Below are 18,540 nucleotides of genomic sequence, written 5' to 3'. Positions count from 1 at the left end.
ATAGCGCAGGGCTTCGAATACCTTGCGATCGAGTGATGCCTGACAAGATGTCGCATCAGGCCAAGGTCACGCCAGGGTCATGGTTCGCAATCTCAGCGAAGCGGGGCAATAAAAAAGCCCGACGGCGCGGGGCCATCGGGCGGAAGTTTAAAAACGTCAGGCCGCTACCAGCGCCAGGCGTCGCGGATGACGTCGATAATATAGCCATCGTATTCGTCGATCAGATACAGGGTGTTGTCGACCGAGACCCAGCGTGTGCCCTCCGGCGGATAGCCCAGGCCGTAGGTGCGCCAGTCGTTCAGCTGGTAGCGCCAGAAGACGTCCGGCAGATACTGGCCGACCGACCACGACCGACCCCAGTAGGAGCGCGGCACGCTGTAGTAGCCCCAGCCCGGCGCGAAGTAGAAGCCGACGCGCACCCCGTTGTAACCCCTGAAGCGCCGATCGTTGCGCCACCAGTCCGAGCGGTGGTTGCGATAGAAGTCGCGCCGCCACTGATCGCCGTTGAAGCGCTGGCGGAACTCCCGGTGCTGACGGTCGCGGTCACGACCGTTGTTCCAGCCCGAGCCCGGACGGTCGGGACGGTTCCAGCCGTTTCCAGGACGGTCGGGGCGTTGACCGCCGGCATTTGGGCGATCGGGCCGATCAGGCCGGTTCCAGCCGCCTTCGGGGCGATCTGGACGTTGGCCGCCGGTGTTCGGGCGATCAGGGCGGTTCCAGCCGCCCTCGGGCCGGTCGGGACGTTGGCCGCCTGTGCTGGGGCGATCAGGGCGGTTCCAGCCGCCCTCGGGCCGGTCGGGACGCTGGCCGCCGGTGTTGGGGCGATCAGGGCGGTTCCAGCCGCCTTCGGGCCGGTCGGGACGCTGGCCGCCGGCGTTGGGGCGATCAGGGCGGTTCCAGCCGCCTTCGGGCCGGTCGGGACGCTGGCCGCCGGTGTTCGGGCGATCGGGCCGGTTCCAACCGCCTTCGGGACGATCCGGACGCTGGCCGCCCGCATTCGGACGTTCGCCACCCGACGGGCGCTCGAAACGGGGCGTATCGTTTGCGGGGCGACTGGGACGTTCGGGGCGAGGCTCGCGCGGTCCGTCCTCACGACCCATCTGCGGACGTTCGGGCCGGTTCATGCCGCGGGCGCGCCCTTCGCGCTGCGGCCGTTCCTGCTGAGCCTGTTCCTGTTCCTGGGCGAGGGCCTGCATCGGGACTGCAAGCGGGCCGGCGACGGCGGCGATGGCGGTGAAAGCCACCAGGAGGCGTTTCATGGTCTTTGGTTCCTGCACGCCGGGTCTGCGGCGGCTTGAGGCGATCATCGATCCGTGGCGATGAACCCAGGCTGAACACTGTTCGCAATCAAGGGGCTGTCCGAAAAAGCAGAACCCCGCAGGCAGGACCTGCGGGGTTCGATCGTCCGGTTATGACGAGGCTTAATAGACGCCCGAGAGGACGCTGGCGATCAGGCCACTGGCCACAGCGATCAACAGGATGTCGTTGCCGGCGTGGACGTAGCGATAACCGCGCGGCGCTTCGCGAAGGCCGTAAACATAGGGGTCGCGGACATAGTAGTTGCGATACTGGTAGGGCAGATAACCGCCGGTGCGCCAGCGATAGTTGCTGTAGCGCGGCTCGACCCGATAGTAGCCGTAGCTGGGGGCGTACCAGTAGCCTGCGCGCGGACCGTTGTAGCCACGGAAGTCCGAGCGGCCGCGCCACCAGTTGCTGTTATTGCGGTCCCAGCGGTCGTTGCGCCAATCGCGACGATCCTCTCGGCGTTCCGCCCAGTAGTCGCGGCGGTCGTCGCGGCGATCACGGCGATAATCCTGACGGCTGTCGTAGCGACCGTCGCGCCAGTCGCGGCGATCTTCACGGCGTTCCTGTCGGAAGTCGCGGCGGTCGTCACGACGATCCTGACGATACTCGCGGCGGTCGCGGTCCTGGGCCTGAACGAGCATCGGCACGGCCGTGGTCGACAGGGCGAGGGCGACGACGGCGGCCTTGGTGAGGCGGTTCATCTTCGTGCTCCATTCTGGGCCGCCGACGGATGTGCCGATCCGACCCGTTAATGATGAGCAAGGTCGGATTCCGCGCCTGAATGCCCGCTGAACGATCCCGTCAGGTTTGCAGCGCGCGTAGGCCGCTCCGGCGAGGCGTAAACGAGAGATTTATCAGAGATTTCCGAGGTCTGAATCGTGTCGGAAGTATTCATTTCTGCTTTACTGAAAAGTACGTGCGACCCGTTTCGCTGTTAACTTCAACTTCAAACCACCGGTATTTGATGGCGTCTCAGAGGCGGGCCCAGAAGGGCGCCCGTTGAGGAGATACGGTGATGAACGCGCAAGAAATGGCGCACGACCTGCAGGCCCACGACGACGGTCTGCCCCTGCCGACCGCGGACATGTCCGGCGACGACCTGTTCAAACTGGGCATGATGTATTCGGCCGGATCGGGCGGTTGCCCGATGGACAGGGTGTCGGCCCACATGATCTTCAACCTGGCGGCCATGAAGGGTTCGATCGAGGCGCGCGTCTATCGCCGCGAGATGAGCCTGGAGATGGAACGCGAGGAGATCGCCGAAGCCCAGAAGGCCGCGCGACGCTACATTGACCAGGGCGTGGTTCAGCTGGTCGCCTAAACGACCAGCTAGAACTGAGCGTAGCCGTTGCCGTTCGATCCGTTGATCGAATAGCTGAAGCCGATCGGCAGGGCGGCGCGCACCTGGGTGAAGAAGGCCGCCAGTTCGCCCAGCGTCGACCGCGGTACGAAGACGATGTCGCCACGCCGCAAGGGCACGACCTCGCCGCGACGCGGACGCAGGTCCACCACCCGGATCATGCGCGATCCACCCGGACCGCGACGGATCAGGGCCACGCTGTCCTGACGCGACGTCGGGGCGAAGCCGCCGGCCTGGATCACCGCCTGATAGGCGTCCAGATCGCCGATCATTTCGAAGACGCCCGGGTTGCGCACCTCGCCATCGACCCAAACGCGGATCGGGCCGGCTTGGCGAAGTGTGACCTCGACAACCGGGCGCACCAGCTGTGACGCATAGGCCGCCGAGACGACCTGCTGAAGCTGGGGCAGGGTGCGATCCGCCGCCATGACCGATCCGATCAGGGGCAGGGCGATGCGACCATCGGGACCGACCTTGAGCGTGCGCGTCAGCTCCGAAGCCGTCGGCGTCGCCACCTCGATCTCATCGCCGGGATACAGCAGATATTCCGGCTCCTGATCCGTCCAGGGGGCGAAGGGCAGGCCGGCGAGCGCGTCGTAGGGCGACCGGTCGACGCGCCGGGGATCGCCAGCGCCGCCGGCGCCGCCGCAGGCCGCCAGCGACGCGGCGATGGAGGCTGAACCCAGGGTCAGCAGAAACAGGCGGCGATCGGTCAGCATGGGAATCGGTCGGCCTCGACGAGGGATATCGGGCAACCTCGCCGGTTATGGGTAATCATCGGTTAACGCCGGTGGGCGAAGGGTGAGGACCACACGCCTTTCAAGGGATTCGGCCCGCCCGATGCGCTCCACCGCACACGTCACCACAAGGCCGCGCTACGGCGTTCTGGACGTGATCGGCCTGTTGTTCCGCGAACTGCTGCTGATGATCGTCGTCTTCGTGGTGATCCTCGGGCTGGGGTTCGCCGCCGCCATGACGCTGAAGAAGAGCTACACCGCAACCGGCTCAGTGTTTGCGGGCGTGGGGCAGGAATACGTCTATCAGCCGCGCGTCGGCACGGCCGAGCGGGGCCAGGCGCCGCAGGGCGACGAGGTCGCCAATTCCGAAGCCGCCATCCTGGGCTCCAGCGCCGTTCGCCAAAAGGTCGTGGACACCTTGGGGCCCGCCGCCATCTTGGGCGAGCCGCCCAAGGGCAGTCCGCAGGCCGCGCGGTCCGCTGCGCTGAAGGCCGTCGGCGGCGGCCTGGGCGTCGCCACGGCGCCGGGCAGCGCGGTCATCCACCTGACCTACAAGGCCGACGATCCCGAACGCGCGGCCCGCGTCCTGAACACGATCATTGAGCAATATCTGATCTATCGTCGGGAAGTCTTCCAAGACAAGACGCCCGCCATCGCCAGCCAGCGCATCGCCTTCGAGGATGAGCTCGGCAATGCGGATCGCGCTTACGAGGCCTTCCTGGCGTCCAACGACATCGGCGACTTCACGGCGGCCAAGGCGACGTTGGCGGCGACCTATCAGACGGTCTTCACCGACCGGATGTCGACGCAGAGCCAGCTGAACCAGACCGCCCAACGGCTGAACACCCTGATCGCGCAGCAGGCGGCAACCCCGGCGGAGGTGGCGCTGCAGCAGGATTTGAATATCTCGGCCCAGGACCAGGTGTTGCAACTGCGCACCGAGCGCGAGCAACTGCTGTCGCGCTATCAGCCTGACGCCCAGCCGGTGAAGGACATCGAGGCGCGGATCAATCAGCTGCAGGCCTATGTCGCGACCGGCACGGCCGTCGGGGCCAAGGAGGTCCGCACCGGACCCAACCCCGTCTGGACCGAGCTTGAAACCACGCGGATCAACACCCGGGCCGAGCGCGACTCGCTGGCGGCGCGTCTGGCGGTTCTGGACCGGCAGCTGGCCGATATCCGTTCGCGGCAGGCGCGGTTGACCGCGCTGGAGTCCGAGAACACGACCCTGGCCGGCAATCGCGAAGTGCTGAGCGCCTCTATCCGCGAGTTCCAGCAACGTGAGACCCAGAGCCGCGCCGATAACGCCCTGGTCGCCGCCGGTGCCGACAACGTCACCGTCATCGAGCGCGCCCAGCCGCCGGCGACGGGCAAGAGCCTGAAGATCCCGCTGCTGGCGGCGGTCTTCCTGTTCGCCGGCTTCACCGCCCTGTGCGTCGGCCTGCTGCGGGTGTTCACGCGTCGCGGCTTCACGACCCCGGCCTCGGTCAGCCGCACCCTGGACATGCCGGTTCTCGCCGTCGCGCCGGCCAAGGCGGCTTAGCGAAACTCGTGCTAGGCTGAGGGCTTAGGGAGCGCCTTGGCGATTCGATGGTCGATCTGACTTCAGAAATGGCGGGCCTTTGGGCGACGCTGGGACCGGCGCCGGCGCACCGCGCACGCGTGATCCAGTTCGCGTCCGCCGTCACCGGCGAGGGCGTTTCGACCGTAGCGCGGGAGTTCGCGCGGCTGGCGGCGGTGCGAGCGCGCAAGCCCGTCTGGCTGATCGACGGCGATTTGGCGCAGCAGGGGCAGCTTGAGACGGTGTCAGCCGAGCCGGATCGGTTCGGCCAGGTCGGCAAGGCCGCGCAAGGCTCGCCCGACGGCTCAAGCTTCTACGCCGTGACGCCGCGCGTGACCGGTCGCGACGGCAAGCCGGTGCCGGATTCGCGGCTGCTGACGGCGCGGTCGTGCCTGGGCGGCCGGTTGTGGGTCACGCATTTCCACATGGAAGCGCTGCGGTCCGGACACCGGGTCGAGGCGGTCGGAGAGCCCCGCTATTGGGAGGCGCTGCGGCCCCACGCCGACACCATCGTCATCGACGCGCCCGCCGCTGACCGCAACGACATGGCGATCATCCTGGCGCCCTTCGTGGACATGACGGTTCTGGTGATCGCCGCCGAAAGCACCGCCGCCCACGCGCCAGTCATCCTGCGTGACGAGATCGAGGCTGTGGGGGGCAAGATCGCCGGCGTGGTCATGAACCGCTCGACCTACAAGGCGCCGGGGTTCCTGCAGCGATTGATGGGCTGAAGCCGCTTCTGAGGTGACGTTTCAGACGTCGGATTCCGCACATTCGGCTGGAAAATGAAGCGGTTGCGCTGAAATCGAGTGCGGATGCGGCGCCTTTGCGTGCGTCGCGCATTGTGTGGCCATGACAAAGTCCGTCGCATTCGTCGGCGCGGGGCCGACGACGCTTTACGCCCTCCATGCCCTGCTGTCCCAAGGCGTCGTCTCGGCGCAGATCACGGTGTTCGAGGCGCGCGAGACGGCCGGGTGCGGCGGCCCCTACAGCCCGGACTGGAACGATCCGGCGATGCTGTCGAACATCGCCAGCATCGAAATCCCGCCATTGCAGGACACGCTGGCCGACTGGCTGTCGGCACGAACGCCCGCCGAACTGGCAGAGTTGGACGTGGATGGGGCGTCTCTCGATGAGCGCACGTTCGTTCCGCGTGTCGCCTTGGGGCGGTATTTCGAAAGTCAGTTCGCCGCCTTGGTTCAGCAGGCCCGCGCCAAGGGTGTTCTCATCGATGTGCGGACGGGATGTCGGGTCATCGACGCGGCGAACCGCAAAGATGGGATCGAGCTGACCTTCACGTCGCCGCCGTCGCAGAAGGTCGCCAAGGCTGTGTTCGACCATGTGGTTCTGGCGACGGGTCACCAGTGGCCGTCGCGGCCGGACGCCCAGCCCGGATATTTTCTAAGCCCATGGCCTGCGTCGGTCCTTGCGGATGTTCCGGCGACACGCATCGGCATTCGGGGGTCGTCGTTGACGGCCATCGATGCGGCCGTGGCCTTGGCAACGTCCCACGGCGACTTCGTTCGGCGGGATGATCGGCTGATCTATCAGCCCGCGCCGGATACCGAGGATTTTCACATCGCCATGATGTCGCGAAAGGGGCTGCTGCCCGAGGCGGACTTCTATTTTCCGCTGCCGCATGGGCCGCTGACCTATTGCACGCCCGAGGCTGTCGCTGCGGCTGTGGCGCGCGGCCCTGACGGGCTGCTGGACGCCGTATTCGACCTGTTTCGAACCGAGCTGAGCCATCTGGATCCGGACTACGCCGCCGAGACCGGATTGCATGAGGCGACGCTGGAAACCTTCGCCGAGGCCTATTTCGCGCGGCGCGCATCGGTCGATCCGTTCGTCTGGGCCGCTGCGAACCTGAAGGAGGCGCAGGCGAATCATGCCGCACAGGTGACGGTGGCCTGGCGCGACGGCATCCTGCGCATGCACGAGATCGTCGCCGTCATCGTGCCGCATCTGGACAGCGCCGAGTTCGAGCGGTTCAGCCGCGCCTTCAAGCCGATCTTCGTCGATATCTACGCCGGCGTGCCGCATGAATCGATCGAGCGGATGCTGGCGCTGCACGCCGCCGGGCGGCTGGACGTCATCGCCTTGGGCGACGATCACGACGTCGATACGCGCTGTCCCGAAGGCGGCGCGCGCGTGGCCGTAGGCGGGACGACACGCCATTTCCCGATCTTCATCGAGGCGACGGGTCAGGCGGCCCTGAGCGGCATCCAGTTTCCGTTCCTGTCCCTTCTCGAGCAGGGGATCGTTCGAGATCAAGTCGCCAACGATGCGCCCGACGTGGTCCGGGGGATTGCTGTCGATGACCTTTTCCGGCCGGTCGATGCGCCCCTGCCGACGGATCGGCTGTTCTGTCTCAGCCTGCCGTTCATCATGGGGCGGCATCCCTTTGCGCAAGGGATCACCAGTTCGCACGAAATGGGCGGGATCGTCGGTCGGCGACTGGCGTTGATCCTGAATACCGCAAAGCCTGCGGTCGATCACGCCGATACGGCGGCCTGACGCGAGGACGAATGAAGCTGTTTGCGATCTACATCGGCGGGGAACACCCCGGCGCCAATATCGAGGTGCACGATATGCGTTTCCTCGTCGCCCCGTCGATCGAAGCGACGAAAGACGCCTTGCTGGCGCAGTGGTGGGGACGCGAAGGGACGTTGCACATCGATTGCTGGTCGGAGATTTCGCAGGCGGACGGCTACGACATCAGCCTGCTTCCCACACCGTTCGAGGGCAAGGAAAAGCTCTACTACGTCAACTTGGGCGGCTATGATGGCGTCGCCTTCGCCGAGCAGCACCGCAATGTCTTCGTCGTCGCTGACAGCCTGCCGGCAGCCAAGGCGCGGGCTATCAAACTGGCAAAGGGTTGGACGGACGCGCACCGGGACGAGATGTATGAGGCCGAACAGGCGTTTGCGCTGGACGACGTCGCAGGCGCCGAACGTCTTTACATCCACCTCAAGCCCAGCCTGATGAGCGGCGATCCGGACTTCACCTGCCGCTACATGCCGATCCGCTGATCAGGCCGTGGGGCGCTTCAGCATCGCCGCGCCATACAGTTTCGGCTCGAAGCCTTTGGTCCAGAAGACCTTGCCGAGACCACGCGCGCAGCGGTCGTAGGTGTAGGCGCGGTTTGGGCGGCGCAGGAGGGCGGCCAGAAGTGATGCGGCGCCCCATACGCCGGTCTGGGCCAGTCCGACCACCATCCATTTGACGACGCCGGGCCAGTCGCGGCGGTCGGCGGCCATCTGGGTCGGGCTCTGGCCATAGGCGAAGGCGCGGGTCAGGGCGTAGGTCAGCGTGGCGCGGTGAGGCGGGGCGAACTCATCCACCCAGGCCTCGGCGGCCCAGCCGAACCGACCGCCGCGCGCCGACAGGGCGGTGAACAGCCGGTCGTCCTCGCCGCCCGTCTCGTTCATGGCGACGTCAAACGGGGCCTCGCCGGGCAGGGCGGTCGCCTGCACCATCAGGCTGTTACCGCAGCCGTGGATCTCGTCGGTCAGGCCGGTTTCGCGCGGGCCGTCCCGGCCAAAGAACCGCTCCAGATAGGTGGTGGTCCAGCCGGTGTTTTCCGGCACCCGTCCGCGAATGGGGCCAAAGACGACATCGGCGCCGGTCTGGGTTTGGGCGCTCAGCAGGGCGGCGAGCCAGCCGGGAGAGGCGGCTTCGTCGTCGTCCAGAAAGGCGATCAGGGGCGCGTCTGTGGCGGCCAGGCCGACATTGCGCGCCGTCGCCACGCCGGGGATGCGGGCGTGGGCGTAGGTCAGGGGCACGGGCGCCTCGGCGCGCAGCCGTTCGATCACGGGGGCGGCCGACCCATCAGGGTCGTTGTCGGCGACAACGATGGCGGCGATGCGGTGCAACGATCCGGTCTGTCCGAAGACCGACCGCAGGGCCCGCTCCAGACTGTCGGGGCGGCGCAGGGTCGGGATGATGACGGCGACATCGCGCATTGTCATACGGCGTCCGCATAGACGGCGGCGCGGTAGAGCCTGAGCGCGAAGGCGCGGGCCTTGACCGGCAGGGCCGTCGTCAAGGCGGCCTGTTTCATCAGGCGGCGCGCCAGCGGCAGGGCGGGCAGGCGTTTCAGGGCGCGCGCGGCCTTGTAGCTGGGATAGGTCTGGACGAGGGCGGGGTGCAGGGCGACGACGCGGGCGAAGTTGCCGGCGCCCTGATCGAACTTGCGCGCCAGATCCTCGACCGTGTCCAGGCCCATATGGGTGGCGGGATTGTCTATGTGGACGACGGTAAAGCGGCGCGAGACGCGCATAGCCCACTCCACGTCCTCCCAGCCCCAGCCGCTGAAACCGCGATCGAAGGACTCGGCGGCGAAGACGTCACGGCGCACCAGTAGGTTCGAGGTGTAGACGTATTTCTCAGGCGTCAGGGCGCGCTCCGACGCCGGCAAGCATTCCGAGGCGCCCGACAGGGCGCGGTGGACGGCGAACCGCGCGTCGGTCGGCGCCTGATCCAGCGAGAAGCCGCCGAAGGCCACGGCGGGCGCGCTGTCGGTGACCAGTCGCAGCCAGTTTTGCAGGAAGGCCGCCGTGTCGGGCTGCATGTCGCTGTCGAGGAACAGATAGGCCTCGCCGCGCGCGGCGGTGGTCAGGCGGTTGCGGCCCCTGGCGCGACCCTCGTTGGCCGCCAGGGTGATCAGGCGGGCGGGCAGTCGCAGGGCGTCGATGGTGGCATGAAGCCGGGTCGTCAGATCAGCGTCGGCGGTGCCGTCGTCCAGCAGGATCAACTCGACCGCGCCGGACAGGGCGGGGGCCTCGCTGTCCAGTCGGCGCAACAGTTCTTGCGGATCGTCGCGCAGGAAGGGGATCAGGACCGAGATCGTCGGCGTCGCCTGAGACCAGGCGGTGTTGTCAAAGATATGGGCGCTCATGCCGTCACGCTCCGGCGCGCGCGGATCAGGCGCAGCAGCACGTCACGCACCCCGGCGGCGTTCAGCGTCAGGGCGACGATGGCATAGACGAAGCCGCCCACGCTCGCGTCCATCATCAGCTCCAAGAAACCGCCGATGGGCGGCAGGAACCAGACGACCCCGGCCATGACGGCGGAGGCGATCCCGCAACGGATCAGCGCCTCCCACGGCATCGGCAGGGCGATGGCGCGGCGGCTGAGCAGAATGCAGGCGATCAAGCCGATGCCGAAGCTGGCGGCGGTCGAAACGGCCGCGCCGGTTACGCCCATGCGGGGGATCAAGACCAGGTTCAGGGCCACGTTGCAAAGCGCCGGGATCGCCATCGTCACCAGCAGCAGGCCGGTCTTCTTGCCCAAGGTGAAGCCGAAGCCGAAATAGTAGGCGATCATCCCTGACAGGAAGGACGAGGCCGCGATCCACGGCGTCACCAGCGCAGCGGCGGCGCGCAGATCCTGGCCGATCATCAACTCCGCCAGCGGTCGCGCGACCAGCGACAGGCCCACGGCGGCAGGCAGGCCGATCAGGATCAGAGTCGAACCCTGTTCGATGGCAGTCTGACGCAGCGCCTCGCGTCCGCCGCGCTCCAGCGCCATGACCATGGCCGGCGCCCCGGCCGCGCCCAGCCAGATGAAGATGACGTCCAGCGTCCGGTTCGCCAGGCTGTAGCTGGCGTGATACGCGCCGACCGCCGCAGCATCCATGAAGGCTGCCAGCAGAAACCGGTCCGTCGAGGCCAGCACCAAGGCCAAGGTCAGCGACGCCGCAATGGGATAGCCATAGAGGGCATAGGCCTTCAGCCGCGTGCGATCGACGGTCCCGCCCCCTGCCTGGCGCAACTCGCCCGGCAAGATGAAGGGCAGGGCGAACAGGGGGGCGATGGCCAGGCCCAGCAGAGGAGACGCCGCGCCGACGCCGGCCAGGGCGAACCCGGCCCCGACCAGGAACCCCAATACGGCGACCCCGATGTCCACGGCGGCGGATTTCGACACCTCGCCCGCCGCGCGATACCGCTCCTGCGCCAGCTTGGCGAGGTTACGCACCGGCGCGCCGGCCAGGCCGAAGGCGACAGCGATCTTGAACGCCGGCGTCAGCGGCGCCAGCCACACGATCAGCGCCGCGATCGGGATGAAGACGGCGATGGTGGCGAAGGATGTGCGGTAAAGGCTGGCGAAATGGGTCGCCATGCCCTCGGGCGTGCGCTCGGCCGCCCAGAAGCGCGCCATCGACGCCTCAAGCCATGTGAAAGTAACGGTGTGGGCCAGGGTCGTGACCGAAAACGCCAGGGCGTAATGGCCGAAGTCATCAGCGCTGAGCAGGCGCGTAAAGACGAAGATCGTCAGAAAACCGACGACCCCCTGGACGATCTGGGCCGGCAGATAGCCCCAGACGCCGCGCCAGAACATGCGCTTCTCGCTCAACGCACGGCCGCCCGGTCACCCAGCAGAACGGGGATTGTGACGGCGATGACCCACAGGTCCAGCCAGAAGGATTGGCGCTCGATATATTCAATGTCCAACTGGACGCGCTCGCGCACCTGGGCCTCGGTATCGACCGGTCCACGCGAGCCCTTGATGGCGGCCCAGCCGGTCATGCCGGGCTTGATGCGGTGGCGATGGGCGTATTCGGCGACCAGCAGGGCGGATTCGGTCTCGCCGGTCTTCATGCCGATGGCGTGGGGGCGGGGACCGACCAGGGACATCTCGCCCGACAGGACGTTGAAGATTTGGGGCAGCTCATCCAGGCTGGTGGCGCGGATGAAGCGACCGACACGGGTCACGCGGTCGTCGTCGGCGCAGACCTGGCGGCTGGCGGTCGCGTCGGCGGCGGCGTGGCGCATCGAGCGGAACTTCCACACCACGATGGTCTCGTGATTGAAGCCATGGCGGCGCTGGCGGAAGAAGACGGGGCCGGCGCTGTCCAGCTTCACCGCCAAGGCGACCAGGGCCATGATGGGCGCAGCGACGACCAGGGCGACGGCGCCGATCAGCAAATCCTGCATCCGCTTATTGAAGGCTCGCCTGTCGGGATCGACGGGACCGTCCAGGGACGCCAGAGGCGCATTGGCGAGCCTGTTCAGTACCCCGTCGCGTCCCAACTCCGAATCGACCAGGACCGTCAGCGGATTGGGCAGGGCGTTCAAGGTCTGCGTCAGGTCGCGCACGCGCTGACCCGCTTCGGGATCGATGGCCAACACGATCCGATCGACATAGGGCGTCAGCCGGTGGGTCAACAGAGCCTTGGCCGTCCCCAGTACCGGCACGCCGGCGACGCTGTCGGGCGATCGGGCCAGCCGGTCGTCGAACACGCCCAGCACATTCATGTCGCGCCGCTCCAACGCCTGTTCGATCAGACGTCGCGCGTTTCGGGTCGCGCCGACGATGACGATGTTGGGCGACAGCACGCCCAGCCGACGCCACCGCGCAATGACGACCAGCCACAGGCCGTGCAACAGCGCCAGGGCGCCCGTCGTCGTCAGCGCCCAGGGCGCAATGACGTCCAGCGCCGGCCGGTCCAGCGTCCAACCCAAGACGAGCGCAATACCGGCCGAGACGACGCCCACGCCTACAACGCCAGCCATATGCAGAGGCCAGGGCGTGTCGTGTCCGAATCGATAAAGCTGAAGCGCGCGCATCAGCACGAGCACCAGAACGGCGCCGACGACCACGGGCGCGGCGTCGCCGACCGTGATCGAGGCCAAGCCCGTCGGCTGGATCGCCAGGACCGCGCTGAACGCCAGCCCGCAGACCATCAACACGTCGATCAGCCGAAAATAATGCGCCGACAGCCGCACGGACGAACGCTCGCGCGCATTCAGCCAGATCTCCGGGCGGAACGGCCCACGCGACGGCCGGCTCTTCAGCGGCGTGTCGGCGGCGAGACTGGCGGGACGGTCGAGCAACAGGCGGTCCAGAAGCGATCCGGGGGGGCGAATGATGGCCGCGATACTGCCGCTTTGGCCTCTATGCCGCGTTAACGTGGACGCTTTCTCTCGAACCGGATTGCGCGACGCATCAGCCTCCGCTATCGACGCCCTCGCAGGAGACGTGGCCGAGTGGCTGAAGGCAACGGTTTGCTAAATCGTCGTACCCCGTAAGGGGTACCGAGGGTTCGAATCCCTCCGTCTCCGCCATTCATTCCCAGCAAAACCAATAACTTACGGCTATCTGGCCGGATCGTGCCGTGCCACACGCGCCAGATGGCTCGTTTTTGGCACGGTTGGCACGGTTTCAACGGGGAAATCTGGGCCTTGGCACGGTTTCCCCGCTCTCTATTTTCGTAAACGAAATCAGCATCGTGACCCACGGTTTGGCACGATTGGCACGATTTTCAGGCCCTCGGCTGAGGGCTTGGCACGATCTGGCGCGGTTGACAGGTCAATGCCTCCAAAACTTGCGGTTGATAAATCAGGTGAAACACGCGAGATCGGCTGGATGGCAAATAACACATATCAAGCGTTGACCGATGGCCTCGTGAAATCACGGGCCGACGATCTTGGGACGACCAATCTCGACGAAGCGTTCATGAGCGTCGCGCACGAGCAGGTTCTTCTAAAGTTCGATCTGTCCAAGGATGACATCGACGCCGGTCTCACAGATGGCAGTCTCGATGGTCAAATCGACGCAATGTATGTCATCGTCAACGGTGCCAGCCTGCGCGGTGAGGAAGGCGAAGAGATTCCCGATAAAGGCCCGCTCGACGTGGACCTGATCCTCATTCAATCAAAAAACACGACGGGATTTGAAGAGAACCCCCTGAAAATCATCCGAGCAACTGTCACCGATCTGCTCGACCTGTCGAAGACCTATGACGGCTACATCGCAGGCTACAGCACCAAGCTACAGGATTTGTTTGCAGTAGCGCGCCGAGTTCTCTTCGACACGTCTGGTCGAACGATCCGGGTCGCTACGACCGTGTTTTATGTCACAAAGGCATCAACGGCCGCGATCCACGAGACAGTCATCAAGACGTCCCAGACTTTGAGCGATCAAATCAGCAAGGCGGCTGGGACTAAAGACGTCAATTTTGAATTCGTCGGCGCGGAGGAACTGATCGCGCTGTCTCGCCTGCCGCGCACCCGGCAAAAGCGTTTGGCGAACCATAAAGTTATCTCGTCCAGCACGGCTGACTCCTTTGCATGCCTGACGACAATCGGCGCCTTCATCGATTTTCTAACCGACGACCATGGCGTTTTAATCCGCAGCTTTTTCGATGCTAACGTCCGCGACTTTCTCGGCAAGTCCGAGGTCAACGAAGCCATCAAGAAGACCTTGCATGAACTCGATGAAGGCGACTTCTGGTGGTTCAACAATGGGATCACCATTGTAGCCAGCGACATCGATCAGAAGGGGGAAGTTCTCACCCTAACGGACCCACTTCTGGTGAATGGTCTTCAAACTTCGAATGTCATCTACGCTTTCATGACCGATCCCTTGGTTGCCGAGGAGATCAAGGAAAAGCGGCGCCAGCAAATCCTGCTGGTGAAAATCATCCAGCCATCGAGTGAGAAGGCCCGCGATGAGGTGATCAAGGCGACGAATAGCCAGACACATATTCCGAAAGCCTACCTGCGCGGAATGGATCACGTTCACCGCAACATCGAAGACCACTTGAAGGGTAATGGCCTCTACTACGAGCGTCGTAAGAACCAGTATCGCATTGCCGGAAAGAAAGTGACCGAGATCGTCACGCTGGCTGAAATGGCTCAAGCCCTGATGGCCGCCATTCTTTTCCGCCCCGCAGATGCGAGAGGCCGCCCCACCACGCTCCTGAAATCAGACGAAGATTACATCAGTCTGTTTTCGGACAAATATCCTCTGGACAGCTTCCTCAACATCATCGTCGCCAAACGCGAGATCATGACGCGGCTAATCGCGTCCTATGCATCAGCACCGTCAAGTTTCAAGAACGATGTCATTTTCCACATCCTTGCCTACCTGAGTGCTGCGAAATTTAAGGCAAGCCTTCAAGCGGCCCATATGTGGAGAGGCTACTCACCATCGCCCGACGAGTTCAATCACGCTATCGGCGCGGTGATTGGACTGTTCACCGATGCGGGGGGCACTGACAAAGTTGCTAAGAGTCCATCATTCCAAACGAGGGTGATCGAAGCGGCGCGGGCTTATGCTGCGTCGCTCGTCGCCGAAACTGCTGAGGATAAGGCGGCGGCTTCGGGCGGTGATGGGGTCGAGGAGGTTGCCGCTTCCAATGACGTGTCGGACGAAGGCGAGCCACCCATCACCGAAGCCTAATCAGCGGTTCTCGTGCGCTCGACAGGCGGCAATGCCTCGACTGGACGCTGGACGATGGGCTTTTCCGAGAGTCGGATCGCTGCCTCGTCTGCCGGGCGCAGGTAGTAGCCCATGATGCCCTGACCCATCCCTCCGTATTTGATGGTGTAGAAGCCGTCAGCGACCCATTCGCCATGCCTCAAATAGGCGTCGGGGATGTTGATCTGGACGCCCCCCGCATACGAATTGGCAAAAGAGATATAGGCACCGCCGTTCAGAGAGCCGTCCGTCAGCACGTCGCCTTCGCTGATTGTGCCGAATACAATCTGCAAGCCAACGACTTTATCAACCTGATTCGAAAGCGTAGACGTGAACCTCTCGGCGTTCGCCGCAGTCACCTCTCCAACGTAGAGCGGCACTTCGGATTGGGATTGCGCCGCAGCCGGGCCAAAACAAGCGAGCGCGGCGATCAAAATCAGCGGTGCAGTGAAATTCATCTCGCCCTCGTCATTCGCTTCTTCAATCCAGCGTTCCACGTTTAAGGAAGTAAGTCGATGCGAACTCGGCGGCGTCCTCGATCTCCGCGTCCAGCGTGATCAGAAGGTTCTCAAGCTCGTGCAGCCGGGTCCGGGTCTTGCTGATCTCGGATCGGGTGTTCTGCGCGTTGGCGTCGGCGCGGCAAAAGAGGTCCAGCTTCTGAGCCAGCATCCGTGGCGTCAGTTCGGCATCGGTGTAGACGCGGTTAGACATCGCGCCCCCGGATCATCGACCAAAGTTGGCGTAGAATTGCGCCGTCGCGGGCGTCGCGATCTCGCGCACGGTCCAACCGTTTGCGATGCCATTCCGCTCGGCGTTCGGTGATGATCGCTGCGGCTTCGGCTGCGGTGACGGGGTTGCCGTTGTATTGGAAGGCCGAGTGCATCAGGCGGCCTCCCCGCCAAAAAACGAGATGACCGATGGGATGATCTTGTCTTTCTTTGCCAAGTTGTAGTCGCCCCGCATGGCCACAAGGTTGTCCTCGTGGTGCAGCCCACCTTTGGCGAGCGGCACAAGGTGATCGACGTGGTAAGGGCGGCCGAACCGCGCAGTCAGGCGACTGGCCAGCGAATATACAGCCGCGATCTTGGCTTCGTCTCGATCCGGGGACAGAGCGGCCAGCTTCACCGCGCGACGGCGATTATTGTCAGAAGCAAGCTTGTCGAGGTGGTTCTTGCGATAGACCTTCTGTGTGCCTTGCCTCGCTTCGGGGTGCGCTCGGTTCCAGACCGCAGCGGCGGCCGAGTTGCAGGGGCTGCAAATTCGGTCAGGCTTCCTTACTCGTGACGCTGACCAGTTTACTCCCGGCGTCAACGCATCAGCGCATTTGCGACATTTCTCCAATTCAGTTTCCAAACGAAAAGGCCCCGCCGATGAGCAAGATCGGCAGGGCCTCTTTCTGGAAACGAACAAGCTGTTCAGACTATGCGCGCGTTTCAAACATCGGCCCGATCCGCGACTTGCTCTCGCCGGAACGGTTGTGATGTTATTTAGTCAGCGACGCGGGAAACGCTGTCGGGAGGTTAATCGCGCGCTGGCCTCATTTCGAACCACCGACGCAAGGAACTGACCCGCTTAGCTGTGCTTTTATGTGTCTCACCCAACGGAGATATGGTTATGGCCGAGAAAACACTCGACACTCTGTTCCACGACACCCTGAAGGATATCTATTACGCTGAGCGGAAAATCCTGAAGTCGCTCCCCAAGATGGCTCGCGCCGCCCAGTCGCCCGAACTGAAGGCCGCGTTCGAGAAGCACAAGGATCAAACTGAGGGGCAGATCGAACGTCTGCAACAGGTGTTTGAGATCATCGGGAAGGCTCCGCGAGGAAAGACGTGCGACGCCATCGAAGGCATTCTCGCCGAGGGCGATGAGATCATGGAGGAATATAAGGATAATCCTGCCATGGATGCGGGTCTGCTGGCCGCCGCGCAAGCAGTCGAACACTACGAAATTACCCGATACGGCACTCTGCGACGCTGGGCGAACGTGCTGGGCCTAACTGACGCAGCCGCTTTGCTCGAAGAGACCTTGAATGAAGAGTCCCAAACCGATGAAGACCTCACGGCCATTGCAGACGCCGCCGTTAACGCTGAAGCGATGAAGAAGTCCGCCTGATTCGTAAGGAACTCGCGTCATCAACCGGTGTTGAACGAAGGCGAAGCAAACTATCTGTAGCGGTGACCTCGGTCACCGCTCTTTTTTGGGTCGCCATCCTTCACAGGGTGATGCACCGACCCGATCCGCCCTCGACTACCGCGCCGCAACCCCACTCCCTCTATTAGAGAAATGGTTTGGCGCCGACGAGGAACGAGGCGGGGGCAAGCCTATGTCCCTATTGTTGGGCGAACCGTCAGGTGATGCTCTCTATTAGAGGGAACCGACCAAAGCCGTATTCGCCGAGGGGTGCTCCCTCTATTAATATATTAGTATTAGGGGGTATTAATAGAGGGAGCATCACTCCCGGCGAATAGTTAAAGCGAAACCGGCTCGCCCGTTGACCAGTGATCCAGAGTGTCGGCCGACGATGACCGCGAATGCAGGATGCCGTTGCTCTTGAGCGGCTTGCCCTTGGCGTCCAGCTTGTCGAACGGTGCCAGCCAGAAGTGGGCGTTCGGCGAATAGATCATTGCCTCATTCGTCTCCATGTCGATCCAGACCACGTGCTGATCGTTGTAGGTAGACCCCATCCCGGCGCCCGTGTGCATGAAGACGCCCACGAAACCGGAGCCTTGACCGGCCAGAGCTTCAACCACGGCGAGCGTAGCTTCCGAGAACTTCGCCTTCGATTTCTTCGCCGTCTTCACGGCGACATCGTGCGGCCAGAGCGTCGCCGTCCCTTTCCAGTTCGGACGCTTCCAGTTGGGATGATCGCCCATGTAGGTCTGGAGCGTGATCTTGTGTCGGAACTTCGGTTCAGGACCGTTGTCAAAGACTGTCGCCTCAAGGGCCAAGATCGTCTCCAACGCGGGCAGGGGCGTCACGGCCGATGCGCGGACCTTGTGCTGACGGTCAGCGATCCTCTCGCACCACGCCACGAAGTCAGGGTTCTTGTAGAGGGCAGAGTTCAGGAGAGCGTTGTCATTCCCGAGGTAGTCAAGTTCAGCCACAACGGCTGCAAAGGGGTTGTCCATAAAAATCCGAAAAACAAAAGGCCCCGCGATGTGCAAGATCGCAGGGCCTCAAGTTTTCGGATTTGATGACAGAAACGAATATACGATCCCATCCATATTTATCCAATATCTAAACGGCCCTGTTTGCACGTCTTGCACACGGCGAAACAGGTTATGAGGACTATTTAGTCGGATGTGCTGGATGGCCGCCATATCTTTCGGCGGTCAGTGTCTCGGATCGACGATACCCGGCGGCAGGGC

At 64.0% G+C, this 18,540-nt stretch carries 19 protein-coding genes and 1 tRNA gene; 8 read left to right on the top strand and 12 right to left on the bottom strand.

Going from position 1 to position 18,540, the window contains the following annotated elements; translation table 11 throughout:
- Nucleotides 1-164: 164 nt before the first annotated feature.
- Nucleotides 165-1,259 carry an RcnB family protein gene (locus E7T10_RS15945; RefSeq protein WP_246845990.1) on the bottom strand — a complete coding sequence of 365 codons (1,095 nt, stop codon included), beginning with the start codon at nucleotides 1,257-1,259 and terminating at the stop codon, nucleotides 165-167.
- A 162-nt stretch (nucleotides 1,260-1,421) separates the two neighbouring features.
- Nucleotides 1,422-2,006: an RcnB family protein gene (locus tag E7T10_RS10970; RefSeq protein ID WP_137721824.1), complete on the bottom strand. Its 585-nt coding sequence runs from the start codon at nucleotides 2,004-2,006 to the stop codon at nucleotides 1,422-1,424.
- A gap of 314 nt (nucleotides 2,007-2,320) precedes the next feature.
- Here E7T10_RS10970 and E7T10_RS10965 point away from each other — a divergent pair, with 314 nt between their 5' ends.
- Nucleotides 2,321-2,626: a sel1 repeat family protein gene (locus E7T10_RS10965; protein WP_137721823.1), complete on the top strand. Its 306-nt coding sequence runs from the start codon at nucleotides 2,321-2,323 to the stop codon at nucleotides 2,624-2,626.
- 8 nt (nucleotides 2,627-2,634) lie between these two features.
- Here E7T10_RS10965 and E7T10_RS10960 read toward each other — a convergent pair whose 3' ends face one another.
- Nucleotides 2,635-3,384 (bottom strand): polysaccharide biosynthesis/export family protein, encoded by a 750-nt coding sequence (locus tag E7T10_RS10960; RefSeq protein ID WP_137721822.1) that lies wholly within the window; start codon nucleotides 3,382-3,384, stop codon nucleotides 2,635-2,637.
- A 121-nt stretch (nucleotides 3,385-3,505) separates the two neighbouring features.
- On the opposite strand from E7T10_RS10960, the gene E7T10_RS10955 reads away from it, so the two are divergent.
- The 4 genes from E7T10_RS10955 (at nucleotide 3,506) to E7T10_RS10940 (ending at nucleotide 7,995) form a co-directional block, all read left to right on the top strand.
- A complete protein-coding gene (locus E7T10_RS10955) occupies nucleotides 3,506-4,945 on the top strand; it encodes a Wzz/FepE/Etk N-terminal domain-containing protein (protein WP_137721821.1) in 1,440 nt (479 codons plus the stop codon).
- Nucleotides 4,946-4,992: 47 nt separating this feature from the next.
- A complete protein-coding gene (locus E7T10_RS10950; protein WP_045811613.1) occupies nucleotides 4,993-5,694 on the top strand; it encodes a hypothetical protein in 702 nt (233 codons plus the stop codon).
- Nucleotides 5,695-5,815: 121 nt separating this feature from the next.
- The gene (locus tag E7T10_RS10945; RefSeq protein ID WP_137721820.1) at nucleotides 5,816-7,480 is read left to right on the top strand and encodes an FAD/NAD(P)-binding protein; all 1,665 of its coding nucleotides are present in this window, start codon (nucleotides 5,816-5,818) and stop codon (nucleotides 7,478-7,480) included.
- Nucleotides 7,481-7,491: 11 nt separating this feature from the next.
- Nucleotides 7,492-7,995, top strand: coding sequence for a DUF1543 domain-containing protein (locus tag E7T10_RS10940; RefSeq protein WP_137721819.1), 504 nt, complete (start codon nucleotides 7,492-7,494; stop codon nucleotides 7,993-7,995).
- On the opposite strand, the gene E7T10_RS10935 is transcribed toward E7T10_RS10940, so the two are convergent.
- Genes E7T10_RS10935 through E7T10_RS10920 form a run of 4 tightly spaced genes read right to left on the bottom strand, consistent with a single transcriptional unit; the run spans nucleotide 7,996 to nucleotide 12,801 of the window.
- On the bottom strand, nucleotides 7,996-8,928 hold the full coding sequence (locus E7T10_RS10935; RefSeq protein WP_137721818.1) for a glycosyltransferase family 2 protein: 933 nt from the start codon (nucleotides 8,926-8,928) through the stop codon (nucleotides 7,996-7,998). It lies immediately after the preceding gene.
- Between the two features lie 2 nt (nucleotides 8,929-8,930).
- Nucleotides 8,931-9,863 (bottom strand): glycosyltransferase family 2 protein, encoded by a 933-nt coding sequence (locus E7T10_RS10930; protein WP_137721817.1) that lies wholly within the window; start codon nucleotides 9,861-9,863, stop codon nucleotides 8,931-8,933.
- On the bottom strand, nucleotides 9,860-11,320 hold the full coding sequence (locus E7T10_RS10925; RefSeq protein WP_371275491.1) for a polysaccharide biosynthesis C-terminal domain-containing protein: 1,461 nt from the start codon (nucleotides 11,318-11,320) through the stop codon (nucleotides 9,860-9,862). The genes E7T10_RS10930 and E7T10_RS10925 overlap by 4 nt, the downstream gene beginning before the upstream one ends.
- Nucleotides 11,317-12,801 (bottom strand): exopolysaccharide biosynthesis polyprenyl glycosylphosphotransferase, encoded by a 1,485-nt coding sequence (locus E7T10_RS10920; protein ID WP_137721816.1) that lies wholly within the window; start codon nucleotides 12,799-12,801, stop codon nucleotides 11,317-11,319. Before E7T10_RS10920 ends, E7T10_RS10925 begins: the two co-directional genes overlap by 4 nt.
- 139 nt (nucleotides 12,802-12,940) lie before the next feature.
- Here E7T10_RS10920 and E7T10_RS10915 point away from each other — a divergent pair.
- Nucleotides 12,941-13,032: transfer RNA gene (locus E7T10_RS10915), tRNA-Ser, on the top strand.
- A 247-nt stretch (nucleotides 13,033-13,279) separates the two neighbouring features.
- Nucleotides 13,280-15,151, top strand: a complete 1,872-nt coding sequence (locus tag E7T10_RS10910; protein WP_137721815.1) for an AIPR family protein — start codon at nucleotides 13,280-13,282, stop codon at nucleotides 15,149-15,151.
- Here E7T10_RS10910 and E7T10_RS10905 read toward each other — a convergent pair.
- From E7T10_RS10905 to E7T10_RS10890, 4 genes are read right to left on the bottom strand one after another with little or no spacing between them, the layout of a single operon-like run.
- Nucleotides 15,148-15,666: a hypothetical protein gene (locus E7T10_RS10905; protein ID WP_137721814.1), complete on the bottom strand. Its 519-nt coding sequence runs from the start codon at nucleotides 15,664-15,666 to the stop codon at nucleotides 15,148-15,150. The two genes, E7T10_RS10910 and E7T10_RS10905, sit on opposite strands and share 4 nt — an antisense overlap.
- Entirely contained in the window at nucleotides 15,650-15,880 is a 231-nt protein-coding gene (locus E7T10_RS10900) for a hypothetical protein (protein ID WP_137721813.1), read from the bottom strand. The genes E7T10_RS10905 and E7T10_RS10900 overlap by 17 nt, the downstream gene beginning before the upstream one ends.
- The gene (locus E7T10_RS10895; protein WP_137721812.1) at nucleotides 15,873-16,052 is read right to left on the bottom strand and encodes a hypothetical protein; all 180 of its coding nucleotides are present in this window, start codon (nucleotides 16,050-16,052) and stop codon (nucleotides 15,873-15,875) included. The genes E7T10_RS10900 and E7T10_RS10895 overlap by 8 nt, the downstream gene beginning before the upstream one ends.
- On the bottom strand, nucleotides 16,052-16,522 hold the full coding sequence (locus tag E7T10_RS10890) for an HNH endonuclease (RefSeq protein WP_137721811.1): 471 nt from the start codon (nucleotides 16,520-16,522) through the stop codon (nucleotides 16,052-16,054). The genes E7T10_RS10895 and E7T10_RS10890 overlap by 1 nt, the downstream gene beginning before the upstream one ends.
- Before the next feature lie 261 nt (nucleotides 16,523-16,783).
- Here E7T10_RS10890 and E7T10_RS10885 point away from each other — a divergent pair, with 261 nt between their 5' ends.
- Nucleotides 16,784-17,284, top strand: coding sequence for a ferritin-like domain-containing protein (locus E7T10_RS10885; RefSeq protein ID WP_137721810.1), 501 nt, complete (start codon nucleotides 16,784-16,786; stop codon nucleotides 17,282-17,284).
- Between the two features lie 356 nt (nucleotides 17,285-17,640).
- Here E7T10_RS10885 and E7T10_RS10880 read toward each other — a convergent pair whose 3' ends face one another.
- Nucleotides 17,641-18,336 (bottom strand): hypothetical protein, encoded by a 696-nt coding sequence (locus tag E7T10_RS10880; RefSeq protein WP_210416084.1) that lies wholly within the window; start codon nucleotides 18,334-18,336, stop codon nucleotides 17,641-17,643.
- Nucleotides 18,337-18,540: the final 204 nt, after the last annotated feature.

It is taken from the genome of Brevundimonas sp. SGAir0440 (assembly GCF_005484585.1).
Lineage (GTDB): Bacteria > Pseudomonadota > Alphaproteobacteria > Caulobacterales > Caulobacteraceae > Brevundimonas.
This window is presented reverse-complemented; position numbering and strand designations above follow the sequence as displayed.